Here is a 23288-nt window from a genome sequence, read left to right on the forward strand (position 1 = left end):
CGTCCCGCATCCGGTGCGCCCGCGCGGGCACGCGGGTCCGTTGCGCCCGCCGTTCAGCTGGAGCGCCGCATCGACTCGGTGATGCGTTCGGCGGCGGCGACCACGGGGGCGGCGTGCAGGCGGCCGGGGGTGCGGGTGAGCCGCTCGATCGGCCCGGACACCGAGACGGCGGCGATCACCTTGCCGCCGGCCCCCCTGATCGGAGCCGAGACGCTGGCCACACCCTGCTCCCGCTCGCCGACGCTGTGCGCCCAGCCCCTGCGCCGGACGCTCGAGAGCGTGGCGGCGGTGAACTTGGCCCCGCGCAGGCCGCGGTGGAGGCGGTCCGGCTCCTCCCAGGCCAGCAGGATCTGCGCCGCGGAACCGGCGAACATCGGCAGGGCCGTACCGACCGGCACGGTGTCGCGCAGCCCGCTGGCCCGCTCGGCGGCGGCCACGCACACGCGCTCGTCGCCCTGGCGGCGGTAGAGCTGCGCGCTCTCCCCGGTCAGGTCCCGCAGCTGCGCCAGGATCGGCGAGGCGACGGCCAGCAGGCGGTCCTCCCCGGCGGCGGTGGACAACTCCGACAACCGCGGGCCCAGCACGAACCGGCCCTGTGTGTCGCGGGAGACGATGCGGTGGTGCTCCAGCGCGACCGCGAGCCGGTGGGCCGTGGGCCGGGCCAGGCCGGTCGCCTGGACGAGCTGCGCCAGGGAAGCCGGGCCGGCCTCAAGAGCGTTGAGCACGAGAACGGCCTTGTCGAGTACGCCGACTCCGCTAGAGTTGTCCATACACCGATACTGCCGTCTCGACATATGAGAAAGCAAGTCGGGCCCGGGGCGGTGCGACGAGGCACCGCGGACGGATAGAGGATCGCGTAGGAGGCGACATGGGCCGCACGCTGGCGGAGAAGGTCTGGGAGCAGCACGTCGTGCGACGTGCGGAGGGAGAGCCCGACCTGCTCTACATCGACCTTCACCTCGTCCACGAGGTGACCAGCCCGCAGGCGTTCGACGGCCTGCGCATGGCGGGGCGGGGTGTGCGGCGTCCGGACCTCACCATCGCCACCGAGGACCACAACGTCCCGACCGTGCTCGGCCCGATCACCGACCCGGTGTCGAAGACCCAGGTCGAGACGCTCCGCAAGAACTGCGCGGAGTTCGGCGTCCGGCTGCACCCCATGGGTGACGCCGGTCAGGGCGTCGTGCACATCATCGGGCCGCAGTTCGGCCTGACGCAGCCCGGCATGACCATCGTGTGCGGAGACTCCCACACCTCCACTCACGGCGCCTTCGGCGCCATCGCGTTCGGCATCGGCACCTCCGAGGTGGAGCACGTGCTGGCCACTCAGACGCTGCCCGCCTACCGGCCCAAGACCATGGCCATCGAGGTCTCCGGGGAGCTGCCGGTCGGCGTCACCGCCAAGGACCTGATCCTGGCGATCATCGCCAAGATCGGCACCGGCGGCGGCCAGGGCTACATCGTCGAGTACCGCGGCGAGGCCATCCGCAAGCTCTCCATGGAGGGCCGGATGACCGTCTGCAACATGTCCATCGAGGCGGGCGCGCGGGCGGGCCTGATCGCCCCGGACGAGACGACGTTCGCCTACCTCAAGGGCCGTCCGCACGCCCCGGCCGGCGAGCGGTGGGACGCCGCGGTCGCGTACTGGAAGTCGCTGGCGACGGACGAGGACGCCGTCTTCGACACCGTCGTGGAGATCGACGCCTCGACGCTGACCCCGTTCGTCACCTGGGGGACCAACCCGGGCCAGGGCGCCCCCCTGGGCGGCGCGGTGCCGGCTCCCGAGGAGACCGGGGACCCGGCCGCCGCCCGCCGCGCGCTGGAGTACATGGACCTGACCCCGGGCACCCCGCTCCGCGAGATCCAGGTGGACACGGTCTTCGTCGGCTCCTGCACCAACGGCCGCCTGGAGGACCTGCGGGCCGCCGCCGAGGTGCTGCGCGGCCGCCGGGTCGTGACCCGCACGCTGATCGTCCCCGGTTCGATGCTGGTCAAGCTCCAGGCCGAGCAGGAGGGCCTGCACGAGGTGTTCAAGGCCGCGGGCGCCGAATGGCGCGAGGCGGGCTGCTCGATGTGCCTGGGGATGAACCCCGACACCCTCGCCCCCGGCGAGCGCAGCGCCTCGACCTCCAACCGCAACTTCGAGGGGCGGCAGGGCAAGGGCGGGCGCACTCACCTGGTGTCGCCCGCCGTGGCCGCCGCCACCGCCGTCACCGGCAAGCTGACCGCCCCCGCCGACCTGGCCCAGGAGATCTGATCATGGAAGCCTTCACCACCCACACCGGCCGGGCCGTGCCGCTGCGCCGGAGCAACGTCGACACCGACCAGATCATCCCGGCCGTCTGGCTCAAGCAGGTCAGCCGGACCGGGTTCGAGAAGGGCCTGTTCTCCGCCTGGCGCGAGGACCCCGAGTTCATCCTGAACCAGCCCGCCTACCAGGGCGCCTCGATCCTGGTCTCCGGCCCCGACTTCGGTACGGGTTCCTCCCGTGAGCACGCGGTCTGGGCCCTGCAGCAGTACGGCTTCCGCGTGGTGATCGCCGAACGCTTCGGCGACATCTTCCGCAACAACGCCACCAAGATGGGCCTGCTCCCGGTCGTCCTGCCCGCCGGGACCGTCGAGGCCCTCCAGACGGCCGCGGAGGCCGATCCGGAGCTGGAGGTGACCGTCGACCTGGGCGAGCGGCAGGTCCGCTGGGGCGGCGAGTCCGCCGGGTTCGAGATCGACGACTACACCCGCTGGCGGCTGATGGAGGGTCTGGACGACATCGGCCTGACCCTGCGCAACGCCGACGACATCGCGGCGTACGAGAATGGTCGGCAGCCATGGCTGCCGACGACCGTCTGACACGTTCAGAAGACCCAGAAGACGAGCTGGCGCGGCGGTTGCGTGAGGCGCACCGCCGCGTCCGCGCGCTGCCCGCTCCCGCCGAGACCAGACAGCGCCTGGCCAGGCGTCTGCTCGTCATCTGCGACCTGTCCAAACGCGACGTCGAGCACGCCGCAGCGCGCCTGGAATCGTTCCTTATACAGCTAGATGTCCTGATTTTTGACACGGAGAGTGCCGGAAATATTGCCGAAGGTGATTGAGTCGCGCGCGTCCGTCCCCTAATTTCAAGCGGGTAAGGGGTTTCTCGCTCCGTCGGGGACCCTCGCGGTGACACACGGGTGAGACGGGCTTTCTTTCTCAGGCCCGCTCCCGGACATCGGCAATAGGGAGCCACCAACCTCATGAACAAGAAAGAACTCGTCGACGCCATCGCGGACCGGGTGGGCGACAAGAGAACGGCCACCGAGGCCGTGAACGCGGTCCTCGACACCATCCAGAAAGCGGTCGCCTCGGGCGACAAGGTCTCCATCACCGGCTTCGGCGCCTTCGAGATGGTGCACAAGCCGGCCCGCACGGCCAGGAACCCCTCGACCGGGGCCGAGATCAAGGTCGCCGAGAGCTGGGGGCCGAAGTTCCGCCCCGGCTCCGACTTCAAGGACCTCGTCAACGAGGGCGGCAAGAAGGTCGGCAAGAAGTAGCCTCAGCACGCCGAACGCCCGGGTCCGCCGTCGTGGACCCGGGCGTTCGGCGTCTCGCCGCACCGCCGCCTCCGCGGCCCGACGGCGCGCTCGCCGGGGGACGGCCTGTCTAGGGGGCGTCCGGGAGGGGGAACGTCGAGAGCGTGACGTAGGTGACGAGGTCGCCGTCCACGGCGATGTTCACCCGCTGGCCGGAGCGGAGCAGCCGGAGGGGGCCGGCGTCGAACGCCTCCGCGCCGAACGGGATCTCGGTCCCGTCGTCCAGGAACACCGACCCCGACCGGGTCTCGGGGTCGAAGACCTTCACCGTCGCCTGCACGCCCACCACCTTAAACCCGCCGGGAGCGATCCGGCCGGGGCGAACTCGCCGGGGACCGCCGTACGGGAAAAGGAGTTGACCCTCCCGGCCTGGTCACCGCCGCCGAGACCGTCGCCTTCCTGGTCCTGGGGCTGCCCGCGGGGGTGTGGGTGGACCGGCTGCGCCGCCGTCCCATCCTGATCTGGAGCGACCTGCTGCGCGGGAACGGCGTCCTGGAGACGATGCGCAGCACCGCGGTCCTGTCCGGTCCCGCGCTGGGCGTCTGGCTGGTGCACGCGGTCACCGCACCGGTCGCCCTCCTCGCCGACGCGGTCAGCTACCTGGTCTCCGCGCTGCTGCTCGGCCGCTGGCGTAACCGGCGTCCTCATCGTTCCCGGCCCGGGGACTCCCCGATGCGCCGTGCCACCGCCCGGGTGCGGGGGCCGACGCCGAGGGCGAGGGCGGCGCGCAGGTCGCCGGGGGTGTCGACATCCCTGCGGACCGAGTCGACCCCCGCCAGGCACAGCTCCTTCGCGCCGAGCCGCAGGTGGCGCTCGCGTGACTCGCCGCCGAACCCGGGGGTGAAGTCCACGCCGGGCCGTACCCCGTAGAAGGTCGTGCCGACCTCGGCGGCGTCGGGCAGGAACGCCTGGTCGAACTCCGCCGCGGCGGCCAGTACGAGCGCCAGCTCCGCGGGGCGCAGAGCGGGCAGGTCGGCCTGGAGGGCGCCGACCGGCCCGGCGGGCGCCAGCCGTACCGCCTCCCGGGCGCCGTGACGCAGCGCCGCGTTGAGCCCCGCCTCGGGGTCGGCGACCACGTGGGCGCCCGCGCCCGCCAGGGCCTCGGCCGCCACCGGATCGCCCGTCACCGCCACGACCCGGCCGACCCGGGGGCAGCCGAGGGCGGCCTCGACGGTGTCGCAGGCGATGGCGACGGCCAGCGCGGCCCGGTGCGGCCCCGCGGCCTCGGCCAGGCGGGTCTTGGCGGCGACCAGCGTCTTGACCGGGACGACGAGGGTCCAGTCGGAACTCTCGGAAGGAGGCATAACCTTAAGCATCCCGCCTCGACAGTTCCCGGAGCCAACCGGGAGACTTGGGGCGCACCCCGCGTTTACGGAGGACCGAATGAGACGCCCCGGTTGGCCGACCAGGTTCTGGGTCGCCCTGGCCGTTGTGATCGTCAAACCGATCTCATGGCTTCTGGTGAAGAAGGACTGGCGCAGGGCCGACCGGCTGCCACGCGAGGGCGCGATGATCCTTGCGACCAACCACCTGTCGTGGCTGGACCCCATCCTGATCGCGCACTTCCTCTACAACAACGGGCACTGGCCGGTGATCCTGGCCAAGGCCGCCCTCTTCTCGGTCCCCGGGCTCGGCCGCGCGGTCCGGTCCCTGCTGGCCATCCCGGTCTACCGGGGGAGCGCCGACGCGATCCGCTCCCTGGAAGCGGCGGGGAAGCGGATCACCGACGAGAAGGCGTGCGTGATGTTCTACCCCGAGGGCACCTGCACCCGCGATCCGGACTTCTGGCCGATGGAGGGCAAGACCGGCGTCGCCCGGCTGGCCCTGCAGACCGGTGTGCCGGTGATCCCGATGGCGCACTGGGGGGCCCAGGAGATCCTGCCGTACGGCCAGAAGCGCCCCCGGCTGTTGCCGCGCAAGACCTTCCGCGTGCTGGTCGGGGAGCCGGTCGACCTGTCGAAGTACGACGGCCGGTCGCTCCAGGCCGACGTCCTGCGGGACGCCACCGCCGACATCATGGCGGCGATCACGGCCCTCCTCGCCGAGCTGCGCGAGGAGAAGGCGCCCGCGGTCCCCTTCAAGAATCCCGCCGGTGGGCCGGGAAAGTCCACGAACGGCTGACGTCGGCGTACGGTGATGAAATGACCAAGGCGGCCGTATTCGGGACAGGTTCGTGGGGCACCACGTTCGCGATGCTCCTCGCGACAGCGGGCACCGGGACGACTCTCTGGGGCAGGCGTGCGGAGATCGTCGAGGCGATCGACAAGCGCCATGAGAATCCCGACTATCTGCCGGGTACGGCGCTGCCCGAGACGCTGCGCGCCACCGTCGACCCGGCCGAGGCCCTCGACGGCGCCGACTTCGTGGTGCTGGCCGTGCCGTCCCAGACGCTGCGCGGAAACCTCACCGCGTGGAAGCCCCACCTGCCGTCCGGCGCGGTGCTGGTGAGCCTGATGAAGGGCATCGAGCTGGGCACCACCAAGCGGATGAGCGAGGTGATCTGCGAGGTGGCCGAGGTGCCGCGGGAACGGGTCGCGGTGGTCTCCGGCCCCAACCTGGTCGGTGAGATCGTCCTCGGCCAGCCCGCGGCGACCGTGGTGGCCTGTCCCGACGAGCGGGCCATGGAGCGACTCCAGGAGGCCTGCCACCTGCCGTGGTTCCGGGCCTACACCAACCCCGACGTGGTGGGCGTGGAGCTCGGCGGGGCGGTCAAGAACGTGATCGCGCTGGCGGTCGGGATCGCGGCCGGCATGGGGCTGGGCGACAACGTCAGGGCGACGCTCATGACGCGCGGGCTGGCGGAGATCGCCCGGCTCGGCGCGGCGCTCGGCGCGGACCAGCACACGTTCGCGGGGCTGGCCGGGATGGGCGACCTGGTGGCGACCTGCTCCTCGCCGCTGTCACGCAACCGCACCTTCGGCGAGAACCTCGGCCGGGGCATGACCCTGGCCGAGACCGTCGCCGCGACCAAGCAGACCGCCGAGGGCGTCAAGTCCTGCGAGTCCGTCCTGGAGCTGGCCAGGAAACACGACGTGGAGATGCCGATCACGGAGGTCGTGGTGGCCGTGGTCCACGACGGCATGCCGCCCGGCGAGGCCGGGGCGCTGCTGATGTCGCGGACTCCCAAACCGGAACGGTACGGCGTGTGAACCGGCGCATGCGCAGGCGGCAGGGAGAGAACACCCGGTCGGTACGGCTGCCGCCCGCGGCGACGCCCCTGCCCGGCCCGCTCGGGCTGCCGGTGTGGCGCAGCTCGGCGTGGAGCTTCGCCGACAGCGCCGAACAGGCCGAGACGTTCGGGGAGAAGGGACCCGGTTCGATCGAGAACCCCACCGTCGCGGCGTTCGCCGCGGCCGTGGCCTCCCTGGAGGGCGCGGCGGCCCCCGAGGACGTCGCGGGGCAGGCGTTCGCCTCCGGGATGGCCGCCGTCAGCACCGTGCTGATGACCTTCCTGGGCACGGGGGCGCATGTCGTGGCCCCCGCCCCGTTGCACGCAGGCACCTACTCGCTGATCACCAAGGTGCTGTCCCGGTTCGGGGTGAGCGCGGACTTCGTCGACTACGCCGGCCTGCACCGGGTGCAGGAGGCGGTCCGGCCGAACACCAAGATCATATACGCGGAGACGTTGTCGGCCCCGGCGATGGCCGTCGCAGACATCCGGAGCCTCTACCGGATCGCCCGCGCGGCCGGCGCGCTGCTGGTGGTCGACTCGACCCTCGCCACCCCGGTCGTGTGCCGCCCGCTGGAGCACGGCGCCGACCTCGTGCTCCACGCCGCGACCAGCTATCTCGGCGGGCACGACGACTGCGCCGGCGGGGTCGTCGTCGGCCGCCCGGGTCTGGTCGCCCGGCTCCGCGAGGTCGCCGCGGACGTGGGGGGCGAGCTCTCCCCGGACGACGCCTTCCTGCTCCGCCGGGGCCTGGAGACGCTCCCGCTGCGGGTGCGCCGCATGTGCGCCACCGCGATGGTGTTCGCCGCGGCGGTGGCCAAGCACCCCGCCGTGAGCCGGGTCCACTACCCGGGCCTGCCCGGACATCCCGGTCACGAGCTCGGCAGGCACCTGTTCGACTCCGGCCCCGAGGGCACCCGGTACGGCGCGTGCGTCACGGTCGTCCCGCAGGGCGGTTACGAGGCGGGGGTACGGCTGGCCGACGCGCTCCGCCTGGTCTCCGTCGCCGCCACGGCGGGCGGCACCCGCACGAAGGCCGCCCACGTGGCGTCCGCCGGCCCCCGCCAGCCCGGTGAGGGAGGCGTCGACGCCGCGGCCGTCCGCTTCTCCATCGGGCTGGAGGACGCCGAGGATCTCATCGCGGACGTGACCGCGGCGCTCGACTCCCTGCCCGCATCGCGCATACAGCGGGCCTGACAACCTGGTTGACGTCCCGGAGAAGGTAGATTCGGTCATCATGAGCGAGCAGTCCACGTCCCGACCCCGCGTCGCAGTCGTCTTCGGCGGCCGAAACTCCGAGCACGCCGTCTCCATCCTCGGAGCCGGCTCCGTGCTCGACGTCATCGACCGGTCCAAGTACGAGGTGATCCCCATCGGGATCGCCCAGGACGGGCGGTGGGTGCTCGCCTCCGGCGACCAGCGCTACGCGATCGAGGGCGGCGAGCTGCCGTCCATCGACGCCCAGGGCTCCGAGCTGGCCCTGCCCTCCGGAGGCGGCTCCCTGGTGGCCTACGACTCCGGCCGGATCCCCGTCGAGCTCGGCGAGGTCGACGTGGTCTTCCCGGTGATGCACGGCCCGTTCGCCGAGGACGGCACCATCCAGGGCCTGCTGGAGATGGCCGGGGTCCGCTACGTCGGCTCGGGCGTGCTGGCCAGCGCGGTCGGCATGGACAAGTCCTACATGAAGCTGGTGCTGGCCGCCTCGGGCCTGCCGGTCGGCCCGTACGTCACGATCCGCGACCGTGACTGGCGCACCGACCGCGACCGGATCCTGAAGGAGGTCCAGGAGCTCGGCTGGCCGGTCTTCGTCAAGCCCGCCCGGGCCGGCTCCAGCCAGGGCATCTCCAAGGCGCACGACCTGCACGAGCTGGAGCAGGCCGTCGAGTTCGCCCGCGAGCACGACCCCAAGGTGCTGGTCGAGGCCGCGATCGTCGGGCGCGAGATCGAGTGCGCGGTTCTGCAGTCCCCGGGCGACGCGCCCCCGCAGGCCAGCATCCCCGGCGAGGTCCTGGTCCACGGCGGCCACGAGTTCTTCGACTTCGAGGCCAAGTACATCGGCGATGACATGTCCCTGTCGGTTCCCGCCGACATCCCCGGCGACGTGGCCGAGGATCTGCGGGTGATGGCCGTGCGGGCGTTCGAGGCGCTGGGCTGCGAGGGTCTGTCCCGGGTCGACTTCTTCTACACGACCGACGGGCGGCTGATCCTCAACGAGATCAACACCATGCCGGGCTTCACCGCGATGTCGGTGGCGCCGCAGTTGTGGGCCGCCAGCGGCATGCCCTACGCCGAGCTGGTCGACCGGCTGATCCAGCTGGCGCTGGAGCGCGCGCCGGGTCTCCGCTGAGGTGCTCCGCCGGGCCTGAGACGCCCCGCCGGGTCTGAGGTGTCCCGCCGGACCGGGCGCCGCTGAGGCGGGGTCATCCGGTCTGGGGCAGCGCCGCCTTGATCGGGGCGGCCAGATCGACGAGGACCTTCTCCGGAGTGTGCGCGCGGGAGATCGTCACCTCGACGTAGGCCTGGCGGCCGACGGAGGTGAACAGCGTCGGCAGCGAGGGAGCGCTGAACCAGGCCACGTCGTTGATCACCGGCACCTGGTCGGTGGCGGCCATGTTCACCGGGCGCGGCACCCCGCAGCGCAGCGCGATCTCCCCTTCACCCCACACGGCGACGTACGGCGACGCGGGAGCGGAATCCACCCGCCCCGCGCCGTCGAGCGTCTCCGGCAATCCTTTGACGAGCGCCTCGCATGCGGCGGCGACCGAGGGGTCAGGCGTGGGCGGATCCACCCGGACCGTGCCGCCGCACCCCGCGAGGATCAACAGGGAGCATGCGCAGGCCGCCCGGAGGGCGAACCGGTGTGACATTTTTCATCCAATGACTCAAATATGGACGATGGGACACGTAAGCGTACGTGTGATCCCCTCCACCGCCTGAATCTGGGCCACCACGAGCTTGCCGAGCTCGTCCACGTTGCGGGCCTCGGCGCGGACGATCACGTCATAGGGACCGGTGACGTCCTCGGCCTGCGTGACGCCGGAGATCTGCGAGATCTCTCTCGCCACGCTGGCGGCCTTGCCGACCTCGGTCTGGATAAGGATGTAGGCCTGCACCATCACGTCCTCCCGGGCGATTGGATCAGTGCCGAAGGGCCACCGTACCCTGAGATGAACGGGAGGTGCGTCATCACAGTCGGAGATCTCGGCGAATTCGGAATCGTTGCACGTATTGCCGGACGCCTGCCACAGGGTGAGACCGTCCTGCTCGGCCCCGGAGACGACGCCGCGGTGGTGAGCGCGCCCGACGGGCGGGTCGTCGTGACAACGGACTTATTACTTGAGGGTAGACATTTCCGGCGCGATTGGTCCAGCGGCTACGACATCGGCCGGAAGGCCGCGGCGCAGAACCTGTCCGACGTGGTGGCCATGGGCGCCCACCCCACCGGGATCGTGGTCGGCCTCGGCATGCCCGCCGACGTCGGCACCGGCTGGCTGGACGACCTCGCCGACGGGTTCCGCGACGAGTGCGACCTCGTCGGCGCGAGCGTCGCGGGCGGCGACACCACCCGCTGCGACCTGGTCGTGATCGGCGTCACCGCCCTCGGCGACCTGCGCGGGCGCGCGCCGGTCACCCGCTCCGGGGCCCGGCCGGGCGACGTCGTCGCGGTCGCGGGCCGGCTCGGCCACGCCGCCGCGGGCCTCGCGCTGCTCCAGGCCGGACCGGCCGGCGGGCTCGGCGGAGCAGCCGAGGGGCTCGGTGGAGCAGCCGAGGGGCTCGATGGAGTGGCCGGAGAGCCGGGCGGACCGGCCGGGGGGGTGCGCGGGCTGGTGGACGCCCACCGCCGCCCCCGGCCGCCCTACGCCTGCGGGCCTCAGGCCGCCGAACTGGGCGCGACCTCGATGCTGGACGTCAGCGACGGCCTCCTGCAGGACCTCGGGCACGTCTCGAAGGCCAGCGGGGTCGGCATCGTGCTCGATCCCGGAGCCTTCACCGTGACCCCGGAGATGGAGAGGGCCGCGCGGCTGCTCGGCGCCGACCCGGTGGAGTGGGTGCTCACCGGCGGCGAGGACCACGCGCTCGCCGCGACCTTCCCCCGGGACGTACGGCTCCCGTCCGGCTGGACCGTGGTGGGCCGGGTGGTCCGGGGGAGTGGTGTCCAGGTCGAAGGGCGTGCGCCGGAGCGGGGCGGGTGGGATCACTTCCGGGAGTGATGTCCTTTGTCTCTGGGGACATCAGTGAAATTTGTGACAAAGGTGTGTTGAAGGTGTTATGAAGATGGGCGGCCGACGTTCCCGGAGAAAGAGGTGACATGGGCCGCCACGGAGCACGTGGAGACGGCGCCCCCCATCATGGGGGGGATCACGGACCGGAGTTCGCTCCCGGGCCGGACTCCCGTGACGAGCCGGTCGGGCGGCGACTCCGTCCCGAAGAGTCGGCGACGATCGCGATGCGGACCGATTCCCCGAGTCCCGCGAGCCCTGCGGGTTCCGCGGGTTCCAGGGGCTCCAGGCGCCGCAGGGACTCCGCGGCCCTCGAAGCGGCGACCGCGACCTGGCCGGGAGACGCGGCCGAGTTCGGCGAGGAGCGCCGGTTCGGCGGATGGATGAAGATGACGCTGCTGACCGTCACCGCGGTGGCGGCGGTGACCGTCGGCACCGTGGCGGGCGTCCAGGCGTGGAAGACCTCGGCGGAGTCGGCCGCCGGCTGCTCGTCCGGCGACTGCCTGGCCGCGGGCACGGGTCAGCCACCCGAGCCGGATGTCACGGACACCGCCGGCCCGGCCGAGGAACCCACTCCCCGTCCGGATTCCAGCCGGAAGGCCGCACCGCCGGAGCGGGCCGAGACGTCCCCCGAGCCGGTTCCGGTGGCCACCCGCCGGGACCGCGTCAACCCGTCGTCCTCCCCCCGGGCGCCGCGGGACGCCGAGACCGAGCCCCCCGCCGACGACCCGCCCCCCACCCGCGACCCCCTCCCCACGGAGGAGCCCTCCCCGTTCGAGGAGCAGTCACCTCCCCAGCAGCAGGAAGGCGACCCGTTCTCCACCGACGAGTGGCCGGAGTCCACTCCCGAGCGGACGCCCACCCCGGCTCCCACGGTGAGTCAGCCCCCGCCCTCCAAGTCCCCCGAGACCTCCCTTTCGGCCGGCGACGGTACGGTCACCGTCGACTTCCGCAGCGAGAGGAAACGATCGCGTGCCTACACGGCGCGGCTCGTGGTCACCGCCGACCGGGACCTGTCCGTCCTGCGGCTGAGCCTCCCGGTCAGCGGTGAGGTGACCTCGCTGGACGGGGCCGAATGGCGGCAGGTGGGCGGCACCCTGGTCATGGAGTCGCCCCGGGCCATGGTGGCGGGTGAGGAACTGGTGATCTCCTTCGCCGCGCAGGGCCGGATGCGGACCCCACAGACCTGCCGGAGCACCCCGGGGGACTGCACGATCGCCTGAGGGAGATCCGAGGGGCGTCCGAGGCTCTCCGCCCCGTCGTGGGCCCCGGGGCGGCAGCCACATCCCGGGTCACCTGATTGGATGGGGTCATGACCGTTTCGTCCCCTCCCCGCGTGCTCACCGTCGCCGGCTCCGACTCCGGTGGCGGCGCGGGAATCCAGGCTGACCTGAAGACCATGCTCGCTCTCGGCGTCCACGGCATGAGCGTGATCGCCGCGGTGACCGCGCAGAACTCGGTGGGCGTGCAGGGCTACTGGGAACTCCCCCCGGAGGCGGTGCGCGCCCAGCTCGGATCGGTGCTGGGCGATATCGGCGTCCAGGCGGTCAAGACCGGGATGCTGGCCTCGCCCGTGCTCGTGGAGACCGTCTCCGAGGTGCTGGCCGGGGTTGGCGCGCCGGTCGTGGTGGACCCGGTCGGGGTCTCCAAGCACGGTGACGCGCTGCTCGCCCCCGAGGCCGTGGAGACGGTGAAGGCGCGGCTGCTGCCCGTGGCCACCGTCGTCACCCCCAACCTGTGGGAGGTGTCACAGCTCACCGGGGTCAAGGTCGAGAGCGAGGCGGACCTGCGCAAGGCCGCGGACGCGATCCTGGAGCTGGGCCCGGCCTGGGCGTTGATCAAGGGCGGGCACCTGCCCGGCGCCCCGACCGACCTGCTGACCGACGGCACCCGGGAGTTCCGCTTCACCGCCGAGCGGCACGACAACCGCCACACCCACGGCACCGGCTGCACCCTGGCCTCGGCCATCGCCTCCCACTTGGCGCTCGGCGAGGACGTGCCGTCCGCCGTGGAGAAGGCCAAGGAGTACGTCACCGGGGCGATCGCCCGCGGCTTCCCCCTGGGCGGGGGCATCGGCCCGGTCGACCACGCCTGGCGCTGGCGCGGTTAGGGAGTGTTTCACGTCCATGCCCGCCGCGCGCGGCCCAGCTGCCGCCTCGCCGCCTCGCCGCGTCGTCGCCCGTAGCTCCGCGTACGGGCTCCTTCTCCGCCACGCGACGCACCGCCGACACCGCTCCTCCGGCGAACGGCGTCGGTCACGGCACCGGGCGCTCTCCGTCCGGGCAGACGCCGACGGCCCGTTCGGGCGCCGACGGCCCGTTCGGGCGCCGACGGCCGGGCAGACGCCGACGGCCCGCCTGCCCCTCGTCAGGGCGGCGGGCCGTCGGAAAGTCTCGCTAGCGGGTGACCTTGCCGGCCTTGATGCAGGAGGTGCACACGTTCAGCCGCTTCGGCGTGCCGTTCACGACCGCGCGCACGGGCTGGATGTTCGGCTTCCAGTTACGGCGGGTGCGGCGGTGCGAGTGGGAGATGTTGTTGCCGAAGATCGGCTTCTTAGCGCAGACGTCGCAGACGGAAGCCACGGTTCGCTCCTTCAATCAGTCGAGAGACCCGATCCGCTTGGCGGTCATCGGGCATGCCGGGACAACCGGCTGGCCAAACGAGGATATCCGATGCCTGACCTTGCATGCCAACGCGAGCTGCCACGACCGGCCGAACGGGGATAATCTCCGGAAGGCAACCGTAGCGCATCCGGGGAGCGGCAGGCGGCGGGTCGCGCGACCACAGGCACGGAGGCAGAATGCTGGAGGTTCTCGATCCGCAGGCGGTACGGCGGTGGTCCCGGCTGGCGGCGGAGAACCTCGGCCGGGCGCGGGAGGAGATCGACGCGCTCAACGTCTTCCCGGTGCCCGACGGCGACACCGGAACGAACCTCCACCTGACCATGCTCTCGGCGGTCGAGGCGCTCGAAGGGTTGCCGGGCGACGCCGACGCGGCGGCCACGTGGCGGGCGCTCGCGCAGGGCGCCCTGCTCGGCGCGCGGGGCAACTCCGGAGTCATCGTCAGCCAGGCCCTCCGCGGGCTGGCCGAGGTTTTCGGGGCCGCCGAGGGGCGGGGCACCGACCTGAGGCGCGGTCTGGTCCGGGCCGCCGAACTGGCCTGCGCCGCGGTGGAGAGACCCGTCGAGGGGACGGTGCTGAGCGTGCTCGGCGCGGTCGCCGCCGCGGTGCGCGACCTGTCCGGGGACCTCGCCGCGGTGGTCCGGCGGGCGGCGGAGGAGGCGCGGACGGCGCTCCGGCGGACCACCGGCCAGCTCGACGTGCTGGCCCGCAACGGTGTGGTGGACGCGGGCGCCGCGGGACTGGCCCTGATCCTGGAGAGCCTCGCCGCGGTGGTGACCGACTCCTACACCGAACGACTGGACATCCCCGCGCCCGCGCACCGGCTCACACTGGAGCCCGCGCGGGGGGAGGGGCCCTCCTACGAGGTCATGTACCTGCTGGAGGCCGACGCGACGGCGGTGGGCGCGCTGCGCGGGGAGCTCGACGCGCTCGGCGACTCGCTGGTGGTCGTGGGGGGCGAGGGCCTGTGGAACGTCCACGTCCACGTGGACGACGCGGGCGCCGCGATCGAGGCGGGCATCCGGTACGGCAGGCCGTACCGGATCAAGGTGACCCACCTGGCCGGGACCGGACGGACGCACCGGGCCGCACGCGGGCGCGGCGTGGTGGCCGTGGCGGCGGGGGAGGCGCTGGGCGCGGTGTTCGAGCGGTCCGGCGCCGTGGTGGTGCGCCGGGACCCCGGGACGAGCCCGTCGGCGGCCGCCGTGCTGGCGGCGATCCGGCGGGCGGGGAGCGAGGTCGTGGTCCTGCCCAACGACAGCGGGACGCGCGAGGTGGCGGCGGCCGCCGCGGAGATCGCCCGGGAGGAGGGGACCGTGGTGAGCGTGCTGCCCACCCGAGCCTCCGTGCAGGGCTTGGCGGCGCTGGCGGTGCACGACCCGCTGCGGCGCTTCGACGACGACGTGGTGGCGATGACCGAGGCCGCGGCGCACACCCGGTACGGGCATGTCTGGGTGGCCGACCGCGTGGTCATGACGAGCGCCGGGCTCGTCCGGCCGGGGGACGTGCTGGGCGTGATCGACGGGGATGCCGCGATCATCGGCACGGATCTGACGGAGACCGCGCTGGAGGTCGTCGGCCGTATGGTGTCGGCCAGCAGCGAGCTGGTCACCCTGCTGGAGGGCAGCGACGCCCCCGCCGGGCTGCTGCGGGCCGTACAGGACTGGCTGGCCGGGGAGCGGCCCGACATCGAGGCGGTCCGCTACGAGGGCGGCCAGGGCGGTTATCCGCTGCTGATCGGCGTCGAGTGATCGGGAAAGACCGTGGGAATGTCGGCCGGAAGAGGTAGAAATTTGCGGTGACGAGCTTCGACGAGCCACTGACCAAGGCACTGGACCCGAAGACGGCCCGGCTGCTGGAGAGCGTGCTCGGCCTGCGCACGGCCGGAGACCTGCTCCGGCACTACCCGCGGCGCTACGCCCAGCGGGGCGAGCTGACCGACCTCGACGACCTGCGGGTCGACGAGCACGTCACGGTGGTCGGCGAGGTCACCAGGGCGATGCGCAAGCCGATGCGCAACAAGGGCGGTACCTGGCTGGAGGTCGAGGTCGTCGACGGCCGGCGGAGCAAGATCTACCTGTCGTTCTTCGGCAAGGCCTCCCACATCGCCGAGACCCGGCTGCGCCCGGGGGCGCGGGGGATGTTCGCGGGGAAGGTCAGCGCCTTCGGCCAGGGCGAGCGGCGCAAGTGGCAGCTCGCCCACCCCGAGTTCGAGATGATCGACGAGTCGGAGACGAGCGCGGGAGAGTTCGCCAACGCGCTGGTGCCCATCTATCCGGCGGGCAAGGACGTGACGCCCTGGGCGATCCGGCGGGCGCTGGGCGTGGTGCTGGACACCCTGGGCCCGCTGGACGACCCGCTCTCCGAGGAGCTCCGGGCCCGGCTCGGGCTCCCCGGCCTGGCCGAGGCGCTGACCGCGATCCACCGGCCGCGCGACCACGGTGACGTGACCCGGGCGCGCAAGCGGCTCAAGTTCGACGAGGCGTTCCTGCTCCAGGCCGTGCTGATGCAGCGGCGGATGGCCGCCGAGGCGCTGCCCGCCCAGCCCCGCCCCCGGCGCGACGACGGGCTGCTGGCCGACTTCGACAAGCGGCTGCCGTTCCAGCTCACCGAGGGGCAGCAGGAGGTCGGCGAGGAGATCGCGGCCGACCTGGCCCGGCCCCATCCCATGCACCGGCTGCTCCAGGGCGAGGTCGGCGCGGGCAAGACCGTGGTGGCGCTGCGCGCCATGCTCCAGGTGGTCGACGCCGGAGGCCAGGCCGTGCTGCTGGCGCCCACCGAGGTGCTCGCCCAGCAGCACCACCGGTCGATCTCCGCCATGCTCGGAGACCTGGCCACCGGCGGCATGTTCGGCGGCACCTCCGTCGCCCTGCTGACCGGCTCCCTGGGCGCGGCGGCGCGGCGGACGGCGCTGCTCGACGCGGCCTCGGGCGCGGCCGGGATCGTGGTCGGCACCCACGCGGTGCTCCAGGAGAAGGTCCAGTTCGCCGACCTCGGGCTGGTGGTGGTCGACGAGCAGCACCGTTTCGGCGTGGAGCAGCGCGACGCGCTGCGCGAGAAGGCCGGGGGCGGGCGCCCGCACGTCCTGGTCATGACCGCCACCCCGATTCCGCGCACGGTCGCCATGACGGTCTTCGGCGACCTCACGGTCTCCACGCTCTCCCAGCTGCCCTCCGGCCGCGCGCCCATCACGACGCACGTGGTCCCGGTCGCCGAGAAGCCGCACTTCCTGGACCGCGCATGGGCCCGGCTCCGGGAGGAGGTCGAGCTGGGCAGGCAGGCCTACGTGGTGTGCCCGCGCATCGGCGACCTGGAGGGCGACGAGGGCGACCTGTTCAAGGTGAAGGACGACGAGGAGCGGAGACCGCCGCTGGCGGTGCTGGACGTGGCGGAGATGCTCGCGGAGGGTCCGCTGCTCGGGCTCCGTACGGCGGTGCTCCACGGCAAGCTGCCGCCGGAGGAGAAGGACGCCGTGATGCGGGCCTTCGCCCGGGGCGAGGTGGACGTCCTGGTGGCGACCACGGTCATCGAGGTCGGCGTGGACGTCCCCAACTCCTCGGTCATGGTCATCATGGACGCCGACCGCTTCGGCGTCTCCCAGCTCCACCAGCTCCGCGGCCGGGTCGGCCGGGGCGGTCTGCCCGGATTGTGCCTGCTGGTGAGCGAGTCCCCCGCCGGGACCCCGGCCCGCGAGCGGCTCGACGCGGTCGCGGCGACCCTGGACGGGTTCGAGCTGTCCCGGGTCGACCTGGAGCAGCGCCGGGAGGGCGACGTGCTGGGCGTGGCGCAGTCGGGCCGCAGGTCGTCGCTGAGGATGCTCCGCCTGCTGCGCGACGAGGACGTCATCCAGAGCGCCCGCCAGGAGGCGGAGACGATGCTGACGGCCGATCCCGAGCTGGCCGGGCACCCGGTCCTGCGGACGGAGATCGAACGCCTGCTCGCCGACGACCGCGCCGAGTACCTGGAGAAGACCTGACCGCCCGCCCGGTGGGGCGGGGGCGGAAAGCCCAGTAGCGGGGACGGCCTCCCCCCGAATGCCGTCCCCGCCTGGGCCCACTCTCGGGTCAGGTGCCGAGAGCACCGACGTGCGGAAGGGCTCACGATCACGTCGGTCGGCCTCCCCCTGGGTCACTTGAAGGCCGCAGCACTCATCATGCAAGGTCTCGGGGCCCGGGGGAACGACCCTTGCGCTTTCCTCGCCACTCCTTGCCCACTCTTGACCGTGATCGCCGTAGCGAACCCGCCTGACCTGCGGATACGTGATCGTTCTCGGGGTGGGGCGCGACACGGGACAATGAGGAGGTGAGTCGAGTCATCGCGGGTATCGCAGGGGGAAGGCGGCTGGCCGTGCCGCCGGGGAACCGGACACGGCCCACCAGCGACCGGGCCAGAGAGGCGATCTTCTCCACGGTGGGGTCGCTGCTCGGCCCGCTGGACGGGGCCCGGGTGCTCGACCTCTACGCCGGATCGGGCGCCGTCGGCCTGGAGGCCCTGTCCCGGGGCGCGGCCCACGCGCTGCTGGTGGAGTGCGACGCCAAGGCCGTCAGGACGATCAGGGCCAACATCGCCTCCCTCGGCCTGCCGGGCGCCGAGCTCGCCGCGGACAAGGTGGAGCGGGTGCTCGCCCGGGACGCCGCGGAGCCGTACGACTTCGTGTTCGCCGATCCTCCCTACGCGGTGACCGCCGAGGCGGTCGACGCCGTACTGGGGCAGCTGCGCGACCACGGCTGGCTGGCGGAGGACGCGTTGATCGCGGTGGAGCGGGAGAGCCGCGGAAAAGACCTGGTCTGGCCCCCGGGGTTCACAGAGGAGAGGGTCCGTCGTTACGGGGAAGCGGCCGTTTGGTACGGTCGCGCCGCCGGGAATCCGTAAACCTGGGGGTTCGCCTTGCGACGTGTTGTCTGCCCGGGGTCCTTCGACCCCGTCACCAACGGCCATCTGGACATCATCGGCCGGGCTTCCCGGCAGTACGACGAGGTCGTCGTAGCCGTCCTGATCAACATCGAGAAGAAAAGCCTGTTCACGGTGGAGGAGCGCATCGACATGCTCCAGGCCGTGACCAAGGAGTACGGCAACGTGCGCGTGGACAAGTTCCACGGCCTGCTCGTCGACTACTGCAGGCAGCAGGAGATCCCCGCGATCGTCAAGGGCCTGCGCGCGGTCAGCGACTTCGACTACGAGCTGCAGCAGGCGCAGCTCAACTACCGGATGTCCGGGGTCGAGACGCTGTTCATGGCGACCGGTCCGGAGGTGTCGTTCCTGTCGTCCAGCCGGATCAAGGAAATCGTCCGGTACGGCGGGAGCGTGGCCGGCCTCGTCCCCGACCTCGTCCTGGAACGCCTGGTCGAGCGGCTCCGGGGCTAGGGAGTGTCCGACAGACGCCGCCCGGGGGAGAGGACGCAGGGTAGCTCCTGAGCCCTGGTATTCTCTTATTTCGGCCTTGCACGACGGCGGTGTTCGCCATGCCTGATGAGAGCGGAATGACTCTGCACCTTGATCCCCGAGCCCCTTGGGTGGTCTCCACCCATGACCTGGGCCGGCGACCGGGATCGATGCGCGAGATGCGTCTCACTCTCCCGGCACCGGCGGACGTCGGCGTCGACATGATCGGCGTCCCCAAGGACGCCGACGTGAAGCTGGACCTCCGGCTTGAGGCGGTCATGGAAGGCGTGCTCGTCACGGGCACGGCGCGGTCCCCGCTGCGGGGGGAGTGTGCACGGTGTCTGGAACCGGTCATCTCGGAGACCGAGGTGTCGTTCCAGGAGCTGTTCTTCTACTCGGCCGAGGATGCGGCCGAGGACGACTCGCTCCTCGACGGTGAACTGCTCGATCTCGAGCCCGTGTTCCGTGACGCGGTGGTGCTCACACTGCCGCTGAGCCCCCTGTGCAGTGAAGACTGCGAGGGGCTCTGCTCGGAGTGCGGGATCAGGCTGGCCGACGCCGAGCCCGGTCACAGGCACGAGGTCATCGACGCCCGCTGGGCCAAGCTGCAGGGTTTGGTACCGGAACATAACAACGATCAGGAGAGCTGACGTGGCTGTCCCCAAGCGCAAGATGTCGCGGAGCAACACTCGCTCCCGCCGGTCGCAGTGGAAGGCCGCCGCGGTCTCGCTCGTGAGCTGCCCCCAGTGCCGCTCGCCGAAGCGTCCGCACATGGCGTGCCCGACCTGCGGCACCTACAACCGCCGTCAGGTGATCGAGCCCTCCGCCTGATCGCATTCTGACTGACGGATGCCGGCCGGGGGTTCCGACTCCCGGCCGGCGTCACCGTCCGCACACCAATGCGATGGCGGTCCGTCCGCGGTCGTGGTGGACGCCGGGGTTCGCGGCGACGCGTGCCCTCCCGGCGCCCACCACGCCTTCGGAGTCTCCGGGCATTCCCCCCTCCCTGTCTCTCGCCATCGCGTATCCGACGATCGCTGTGCGAGGAGAAGATGTGGCAACGACCGTGAAGCCCGTGGCCGTCGAGGTCGCGAGGGACGAGCTGGAGCGGCTGCTGGCCGTACGGCTGGACGCGGCGATCCTGGAGCGGGCGCTGACCCACCGCTCCTACGCCTACGAGAACGGCGGCCTGCCGACCAACGAGCGCCTGGAGTTCCTCGGCGACTCGGTGCTCGGCCTGGTCGTCACCGACACGCTCTACCGCAACCATCCCGACCTGCCCGAAGGGCAGCTGGCCAAGCTGCGGGCCGCGGTGGTCAACATGCGCGCCCTCGCCGACGTGGCGCGCAACCTGGGCCTGGGGCGCTTCCTGCGGCTCGGCCGGGGCGAGGAGGGCACCGGAGGGCGTGACAAGTCCTCGATCCTGGCCGACACCCTCGAGGCGCTGATCGGCTCGGTCTACGTCGACAAGGGCCTGGACGAGTCCTTCCGCGTCGTCCACCTGCTCTTCGACGCGCTCATCACCCGCTCGGCCTCGCTGGGCGCGGGACTCGACTGGAAGACCTCCCTGCAGGAGCTGACGGCCTCCGAGTCGCTCGGCGTGCCGGAGTACCACGTCGAGGAGAGCGGTCCCGACCACGCCAAGTCCTTCACCGCCGTGGTCCGCCTCGGCGGCGAGGAGTACGGTTCGGGCTCCGGCCGCTCGAAGAAGGAGGCCGAGCAGCAGGCCGCCGAGGCCGCGTGGAACCGCATCAGGAACGTGCAGAACGACCGGGCCGCCCAGGACGGGCACCGGCCCGCGAACGGCCGTGAGGCTCAGGACGGGCGCGAGGCCGGCTGACCCTCCCGGAGGAGAGCCGGAGGAGAGAACGCATGCCCGAACTGCCCGAGGTGGAGGTCGTCCGGCGGGGTCTGGAGCGCTGGGTGTCCGGGCGGACCGTCGCCCGGGCCGAGGTGCTGCACCCCCGGGCGATCCGGCGGCACGTTCCCGGCCCGGAGGAGTTCGCCTCCCGCCTGCGGGGCCGCACGATCGGTCCCGCCGAGCGCCGGGGGAAGTACCTCTGGCTCCCGCTGGACGGCTCCGACGCGATCCTGGCGCATCTGGGGATGAGCGGGCAGCTGCTGGTGGTGGAGCCGGACTCGCCGCTGGAGAAGCACCTGCGGGTCCGGCTGAGCTTCACCGACGGCGGCCCCGAGCTGCGCTTCGTCGACCAGCGGACCTTCGGTCACGTGCTGGTGACCGCGCTGGTGCACGCCGTGGGCAGGGCCGTGCCCGAGCCGATCACCCACATCGCGGCCGATCCGTTCGAGGAGCACTTCGACGCCGAGGCGTTCGCCCGGCGGCTGCGGGCCCGGCAGACCGAGATCAAGCGGGCGCTGCTGGACCAGTCGCTGATCAGCGGGGTCGGCAACATCTACGCCGACGAGGCGCTCTGGCGGGCCCGGCTGCACGGCGCGCGGTCCACGGCGGCGATGACCCGGCCGAAGATCGCGGAGCTGCTGGACGCGGCCCGGGAGGTGATGGCCGCGGCACTGGCGGAGGGCGGCACATCTTTCGACAGTCTCTACGTGAATGTCAATGGGGAGAGCGGCTACTTCGACCGGTCGCTCTCCGTGTACGGCAGGCGCGACCGGCCCTGCTCGCGCTGCGGCGCTCCGATCATCCGGGAATCGTTCATGAACCGCTCCTCCTACAGTTGCCCGCGCTGCCAGCCCCGGCCGCGGGCTCCGCGAGCTCCGCGGAAGGCGGGCTTCTGATGGACGTGCGGCTGACCGCCTGGGTGCGGGGGCGGGTCCAGGGAGTGGGTTTCCGCTGGTGGACGCGGGCCCGGGCGCTGGAGCTCGGTCTGGTCGGCTGGGCGCGGAACACCGCCGACGGCCGGGTGGAGGTGGTGGCCGAAGGGCCCAGGGAGGCCGCCGAAGGTCTCCTGGAGCTCCTGCGCGGTTGCGGAACCCCGGGCAAGGTTGATGGAGTGGTAGAGCGTTGGAGCGCTGCTAAAGGCGATTTGGTGGGGTTTGTCGAGCGTTAGCTCTTCCCTTAAAACATCACATAAGGTATATTTGGACGTCGAGAGTGCCCACTGGTGCATCCATGCGGAGTGTTCAACTTGACCGTCTCCCTCACCGGTGCGACTCTTGATAGGAACTACGCGCACCCCTCCCGCGGCAAGAAGTGCGCGAACCAGTCTGGTCACTCAGCGTGGAGGACCCTTTACCATGGCGAAGGCTCTACTCGGCCACGTCGGCGGTCCCGACCCTCGGATGGTCTCGGAAATGCGCCGTCTTCAGCAGCGCATCCGGGATCTGGAGGCAGAGCTCACCCGGCTCCAGGCCCAGAACGACGAGCTCACGGGCAACAACCGTGAAGAGACGTTCACCCGCCTGCAGGATCGCGAGCCGGCTCTCACCTGAGCCCTGCTCTCTCATCCGCCCCTCCTCCGCTGCGCGGCGTGGGGGCGGGAGCGGGCTCACCGGGAAAGCCGGTGTGGAAACACCCTGTCCAGGGACGCCTTCACCGGGCGTCCCTTGTCATTTCCGCCGTCATTTCCGCCGGTACCCCCCTCGGGCCGTCTCACGCTCCCAGGTGACGTGACAGGAAGTTCAGCTGGTCCGGCAGGACCCGGCGGTGATAGGCCGTGTCGTGGCACCCCCCGGCGATCCCGCCCTCGGCCGTCGCGCCCAGCGCCCGCAGTCCCTTGAGCATCGTCTCCGTCTGCGGCGCCCAGCTGTCGCGGTCGCCGCAGTCCAGCCAGACCGGGATGTCCAGCAGTTCGCCCAGCGGGGCCTGTCCCGCGGTGACGGTCGGCGCCGACGCCCCCACCGCGAAGACCTTCTCCTCGCCCAGCTCGGCGGCGATCCTCAGCGCCCCGGCGCCCCCGGCCGCCCAGCCCAGCAGGCCGATCCGCCGGACATCCAGGCCGCAGCCGTACAGGTAGGGCAGGAGCGCGCCGTCGAGGTCGGCGGAGGACCAGTCGTCGACGGCGGCGACCGCGAAACGTCCGCCGCCGGCCGCCAGATAGCGGTCCACCGCGTAGAGGTCGAACGGGGTCAGCGCGTCGCCCCCCGTGTCCTGCAGCAGGATCACCACGGGAAGCCGGCCCCGCGCACCGGGCGGGAGGCCGATGACCACCCGGCGGCCGTCCATCGTGCCGCGCTGGCGGCTTCCGGGGGCGCTCTCCGGGGGATCGGGCAGCGCGCCGCACTTGATCTGCCCGTAGGCGTCCCGCAGGCCGTCCGGACCGAGCAGCAGGGAGAGCCCGCCCAGACCCGCCAGGGCCAGGCCGCCGCTCACCAGAAAACTTCTTCGAATAAGATGATTTTTCCCACTTCG

The 23288-nt window shown here is 72.0% G+C and carries 28 protein-coding genes; 21 read left to right on the forward strand and 7 right to left on the reverse strand.

All coding sequences use genetic code 11. From position 1 onward, the window contains the following. Window positions 1-53: 53 nt before the first annotated feature. Complete coding sequence (locus IEZ08_RS08265) at window positions 54-770, reverse strand: IclR family transcriptional regulator (protein WP_068926525.1); 717 nt, start codon at window positions 768-770, stop codon at window positions 54-56. Window positions 771-868: 98 nt separating this feature from the next. Between IEZ08_RS08265 and leuC the strand changes: the two genes are divergently transcribed. From leuC to IEZ08_RS08285, 4 genes are all read left to right on the forward strand, one after another. Beyond that, window positions 869-2257, forward strand: a complete 1389-nt coding sequence (gene leuC, locus IEZ08_RS08270) for a 3-isopropylmalate dehydratase large subunit (protein ID WP_189241947.1) — start codon at window positions 869-871, stop codon at window positions 2255-2257. Window positions 2258-2259: 2 nt separating this feature from the next. Then, window positions 2260-2847, forward strand: coding sequence for a 3-isopropylmalate dehydratase small subunit (leuD, locus tag IEZ08_RS08275; RefSeq protein WP_068926521.1), 588 nt, complete (start codon window positions 2260-2262; stop codon window positions 2845-2847). Further along, a complete protein-coding gene (locus tag IEZ08_RS08280) occupies window positions 2826-3089 on the forward strand; it encodes an SCO5555 family protein (RefSeq protein ID WP_189241948.1) in 264 nt (87 codons plus the stop codon). The genes leuD and IEZ08_RS08280 overlap by 22 nt, the downstream gene beginning before the upstream one ends. Before the next feature lie 141 nt (window positions 3090-3230). Continuing rightward, window positions 3231-3527, forward strand: a complete 297-nt coding sequence (locus IEZ08_RS08285) for an HU family DNA-binding protein (RefSeq protein ID WP_068926519.1) — start codon at window positions 3231-3233, stop codon at window positions 3525-3527. 109 nt (window positions 3528-3636) lie between these two features. Here IEZ08_RS08285 and IEZ08_RS08290 read toward each other — a convergent pair whose 3' ends face one another. Further along, window positions 3637-3846, reverse strand: coding sequence for a hypothetical protein (locus IEZ08_RS08290; RefSeq protein WP_068929126.1), 210 nt, complete (start codon window positions 3844-3846; stop codon window positions 3637-3639). 364 nt (window positions 3847-4210) lie between these two features. Beyond that, entirely contained in the window at window positions 4211-4882 is a 672-nt protein-coding gene (cofC, locus tag IEZ08_RS08295) for a 2-phospho-L-lactate guanylyltransferase (RefSeq protein WP_084780658.1), read from the reverse strand. Between the two features lie 67 nt (window positions 4883-4949). Here cofC and IEZ08_RS08300 point away from each other — a divergent pair, with 67 nt between their 5' ends. The 4 genes from IEZ08_RS08300 to IEZ08_RS08315 are packed head-to-tail and all read left to right on the forward strand — an operon-like array spanning window position 4950 to window position 9082. Beyond that, window positions 4950-5687: a lysophospholipid acyltransferase family protein gene (locus tag IEZ08_RS08300; protein ID WP_189241949.1), complete on the forward strand. Its 738-nt coding sequence runs from the start codon at window positions 4950-4952 to the stop codon at window positions 5685-5687. A 20-nt stretch (window positions 5688-5707) separates the two neighbouring features. Further along, complete coding sequence (locus IEZ08_RS08305; protein WP_068926512.1) at window positions 5708-6715, forward strand: NAD(P)H-dependent glycerol-3-phosphate dehydrogenase; 1008 nt, start codon at window positions 5708-5710, stop codon at window positions 6713-6715. A gap of 8 nt (window positions 6716-6723) precedes the next feature. Beyond that, complete coding sequence (locus tag IEZ08_RS08310) at window positions 6724-7932, forward strand: trans-sulfuration enzyme family protein (RefSeq protein WP_189241973.1); 1209 nt, start codon at window positions 6724-6726, stop codon at window positions 7930-7932. A 40-nt stretch (window positions 7933-7972) separates the two neighbouring features. Then, window positions 7973-9082 carry a D-alanine--D-alanine ligase family protein gene (locus IEZ08_RS08315; RefSeq protein WP_068926510.1) on the forward strand — a complete coding sequence of 370 codons (1110 nt, stop codon included), beginning with the start codon at window positions 7973-7975 and terminating at the stop codon, window positions 9080-9082. 73 nt (window positions 9083-9155) lie between these two features. Here the strand turns inward: IEZ08_RS08315 and IEZ08_RS08320 are convergent, their stop codons facing one another. Continuing rightward, window positions 9156-9602: a DUF3515 domain-containing protein gene (locus IEZ08_RS08320; RefSeq protein WP_068926508.1), complete on the reverse strand. Its 447-nt coding sequence runs from the start codon at window positions 9600-9602 to the stop codon at window positions 9156-9158. A 15-nt stretch (window positions 9603-9617) separates the two neighbouring features. After that, a complete protein-coding gene (locus IEZ08_RS08325) occupies window positions 9618-9851 on the reverse strand; it encodes an Lrp/AsnC family transcriptional regulator (protein ID WP_068926506.1) in 234 nt (77 codons plus the stop codon). Between IEZ08_RS08325 and IEZ08_RS08330 the strand changes: the two genes are divergently transcribed. From IEZ08_RS08330 to thiD, 3 genes are all read left to right on the forward strand, one after another. After that, the gene (locus IEZ08_RS08330) at window positions 9843-10946 is read left to right on the forward strand and encodes a thiamine-phosphate kinase (protein WP_373294334.1); all 1104 of its coding nucleotides are present in this window, start codon (window positions 9843-9845) and stop codon (window positions 10944-10946) included. The genes IEZ08_RS08325 and IEZ08_RS08330 overlap by 9 nt on opposite strands. Before the next feature lie 236 nt (window positions 10947-11182). Next, window positions 11183-12178, forward strand: coding sequence for a hypothetical protein (locus tag IEZ08_RS08335; RefSeq protein ID WP_068926502.1), 996 nt, complete (start codon window positions 11183-11185; stop codon window positions 12176-12178). An 89-nt stretch (window positions 12179-12267) separates the two neighbouring features. Continuing rightward, the gene (thiD, locus tag IEZ08_RS08340) at window positions 12268-13065 is read left to right on the forward strand and encodes a bifunctional hydroxymethylpyrimidine kinase/phosphomethylpyrimidine kinase (protein ID WP_189241950.1); all 798 of its coding nucleotides are present in this window, start codon (window positions 12268-12270) and stop codon (window positions 13063-13065) included. Between the two features lie 286 nt (window positions 13066-13351). Here the strand turns inward: thiD and rpmB are convergent, their stop codons facing one another. Continuing rightward, window positions 13352-13537, reverse strand: a complete 186-nt coding sequence (gene rpmB / locus IEZ08_RS08345; protein WP_068926498.1) for a 50S ribosomal protein L28 — start codon at window positions 13535-13537, stop codon at window positions 13352-13354. Window positions 13538-13755: 218 nt separating this feature from the next. Here rpmB and fakA point away from each other — a divergent pair, with 218 nt between their 5' ends. The 10 genes from fakA (at window position 13756) to IEZ08_RS08395 (ending at window position 22369) form a co-directional block, all read left to right on the forward strand. Beyond that, a complete protein-coding gene (gene fakA / locus IEZ08_RS08350) occupies window positions 13756-15327 on the forward strand; it encodes a DAK2 domain-containing protein (protein WP_068926496.1) in 1572 nt (523 codons plus the stop codon). Between the two features lie 47 nt (window positions 15328-15374). Beyond that, window positions 15375-17552: an ATP-dependent DNA helicase RecG gene (recG, locus tag IEZ08_RS08355; protein ID WP_068926494.1), complete on the forward strand. Its 2178-nt coding sequence runs from the start codon at window positions 15375-15377 to the stop codon at window positions 17550-17552. A gap of 326 nt (window positions 17553-17878) precedes the next feature. Continuing rightward, window positions 17879-18448, forward strand: coding sequence for a 16S rRNA (guanine(966)-N(2))-methyltransferase RsmD (gene rsmD, locus IEZ08_RS08360; protein ID WP_068926492.1), 570 nt, complete (start codon window positions 17879-17881; stop codon window positions 18446-18448). Window positions 18449-18463: 15 nt separating this feature from the next. Further along, entirely contained in the window at window positions 18464-18940 is a 477-nt protein-coding gene (gene coaD / locus IEZ08_RS08365) for a pantetheine-phosphate adenylyltransferase (protein WP_068926490.1), read from the forward strand. Window positions 18941-19056: 116 nt separating this feature from the next. Further along, a complete protein-coding gene (locus tag IEZ08_RS08370; RefSeq protein ID WP_068926488.1) occupies window positions 19057-19608 on the forward strand; it encodes a YceD family protein in 552 nt (183 codons plus the stop codon). Window position 19609: 1 nt separating this feature from the next. Further along, complete coding sequence (gene rpmF, locus IEZ08_RS08375; protein ID WP_068926486.1) at window positions 19610-19789, forward strand: 50S ribosomal protein L32; 180 nt, start codon at window positions 19610-19612, stop codon at window positions 19787-19789. Between the two features lie 271 nt (window positions 19790-20060). Further along, window positions 20061-20798 carry a ribonuclease III gene (gene rnc / locus IEZ08_RS08380; RefSeq protein ID WP_218061837.1) on the forward strand — a complete coding sequence of 246 codons (738 nt, stop codon included), beginning with the start codon at window positions 20061-20063 and terminating at the stop codon, window positions 20796-20798. A gap of 32 nt (window positions 20799-20830) precedes the next feature. Then, window positions 20831-21715: a bifunctional DNA-formamidopyrimidine glycosylase/DNA-(apurinic or apyrimidinic site) lyase gene (gene mutM, locus IEZ08_RS08385; protein WP_068926483.1), complete on the forward strand. Its 885-nt coding sequence runs from the start codon at window positions 20831-20833 to the stop codon at window positions 21713-21715. Beyond that, window positions 21715-21987 (forward strand): acylphosphatase, encoded by a 273-nt coding sequence (locus tag IEZ08_RS08390; RefSeq protein ID WP_068926481.1) that lies wholly within the window; start codon window positions 21715-21717, stop codon window positions 21985-21987. Before mutM ends, IEZ08_RS08390 begins: the two co-directional genes overlap by 1 nt. A gap of 187 nt (window positions 21988-22174) precedes the next feature. Further along, window positions 22175-22369: a hypothetical protein gene (locus tag IEZ08_RS08395; protein WP_084780657.1), complete on the forward strand. Its 195-nt coding sequence runs from the start codon at window positions 22175-22177 to the stop codon at window positions 22367-22369. Between the two features lie 160 nt (window positions 22370-22529). On the opposite strand, the gene IEZ08_RS08400 is transcribed toward IEZ08_RS08395, so the two are convergent. After that, a complete protein-coding gene (locus IEZ08_RS08400; protein WP_068926477.1) occupies window positions 22530-23249 on the reverse strand; it encodes a hypothetical protein in 720 nt (239 codons plus the stop codon). Window positions 23250-23288: the final 39 nt, after the last annotated feature.

Source organism: Planobispora rosea (assembly GCF_014648175.1).
GTDB classification, from domain to species: domain Bacteria; phylum Actinomycetota; class Actinomycetes; order Streptosporangiales; family Streptosporangiaceae; genus Planobispora; species Planobispora rosea.

Bases quoted from the DNA above. Each gene is read 5' to 3' on its own strand.
- IEZ08_RS08320 (WP_068926508.1), bottom strand. From the start codon at position 9,602: ATGTCACACCGGTTCGCCCTCCGGGCGGCCTGCGCATGCTCCCTGTTG.
- fakA (WP_068926496.1), top strand. From the start codon at position 13,756: ATGCTGGAGGTTCTCGATCCGCAGGCGGTACGGCGGTGGTCCCGGCTG.
- IEZ08_RS08325 (WP_068926506.1), bottom strand. From the start codon at position 9,851: ATGGTGCAGGCCTACATCCTTATCCAGACCGAGGTCGGCAAGGCCGCC.
- IEZ08_RS08265 (WP_068926525.1), bottom strand. From the start codon at position 770: ATGGACAACTCTAGCGGAGTCGGCGTACTCGACAAGGCCGTTCTCGTG.
- IEZ08_RS08300 (WP_189241949.1), top strand. From the start codon at position 4,950: ATGAGACGCCCCGGTTGGCCGACCAGGTTCTGGGTCGCCCTGGCCGTT.
- IEZ08_RS08305 (WP_068926512.1), top strand. From the start codon at position 5,708: ATGACCAAGGCGGCCGTATTCGGGACAGGTTCGTGGGGCACCACGTTC.
- IEZ08_RS08310 (WP_189241973.1), top strand. From the start codon at position 6,724: ATGCGCAGGCGGCAGGGAGAGAACACCCGGTCGGTACGGCTGCCGCCC.
- IEZ08_RS08315 (WP_068926510.1), top strand. From the start codon at position 7,973: ATGAGCGAGCAGTCCACGTCCCGACCCCGCGTCGCAGTCGTCTTCGGC.
- IEZ08_RS08395 (WP_084780657.1), top strand. From the start codon at position 22,175: ATGGCGAAGGCTCTACTCGGCCACGTCGGCGGTCCCGACCCTCGGATG.
- thiD (WP_189241950.1), top strand. From the start codon at position 12,268: ATGACCGTTTCGTCCCCTCCCCGCGTGCTCACCGTCGCCGGCTCCGAC.
- mutM (WP_068926483.1), top strand. From the start codon at position 20,831: ATGCCCGAACTGCCCGAGGTGGAGGTCGTCCGGCGGGGTCTGGAGCGC.
- IEZ08_RS08370 (WP_068926488.1), top strand. From the start codon at position 19,057: ATGACTCTGCACCTTGATCCCCGAGCCCCTTGGGTGGTCTCCACCCAT.
- cofC (WP_084780658.1), bottom strand. From the start codon at position 4,882: ATGCTTAAGGTTATGCCTCCTTCCGAGAGTTCCGACTGGACCCTCGTC.
- leuC (WP_189241947.1), top strand. From the start codon at position 869: ATGGGCCGCACGCTGGCGGAGAAGGTCTGGGAGCAGCACGTCGTGCGA.
- leuD (WP_068926521.1), top strand. From the start codon at position 2,260: ATGGAAGCCTTCACCACCCACACCGGCCGGGCCGTGCCGCTGCGCCGG.
- IEZ08_RS08335 (WP_068926502.1), top strand. From the start codon at position 11,183: ATGCGGACCGATTCCCCGAGTCCCGCGAGCCCTGCGGGTTCCGCGGGT.
- IEZ08_RS08390 (WP_068926481.1), top strand. From the start codon at position 21,715: ATGGACGTGCGGCTGACCGCCTGGGTGCGGGGGCGGGTCCAGGGAGTG.
- IEZ08_RS08285 (WP_068926519.1), top strand. From the start codon at position 3,231: ATGAACAAGAAAGAACTCGTCGACGCCATCGCGGACCGGGTGGGCGAC.
- IEZ08_RS08280 (WP_189241948.1), top strand. From the start codon at position 2,826: ATGGCTGCCGACGACCGTCTGACACGTTCAGAAGACCCAGAAGACGAG.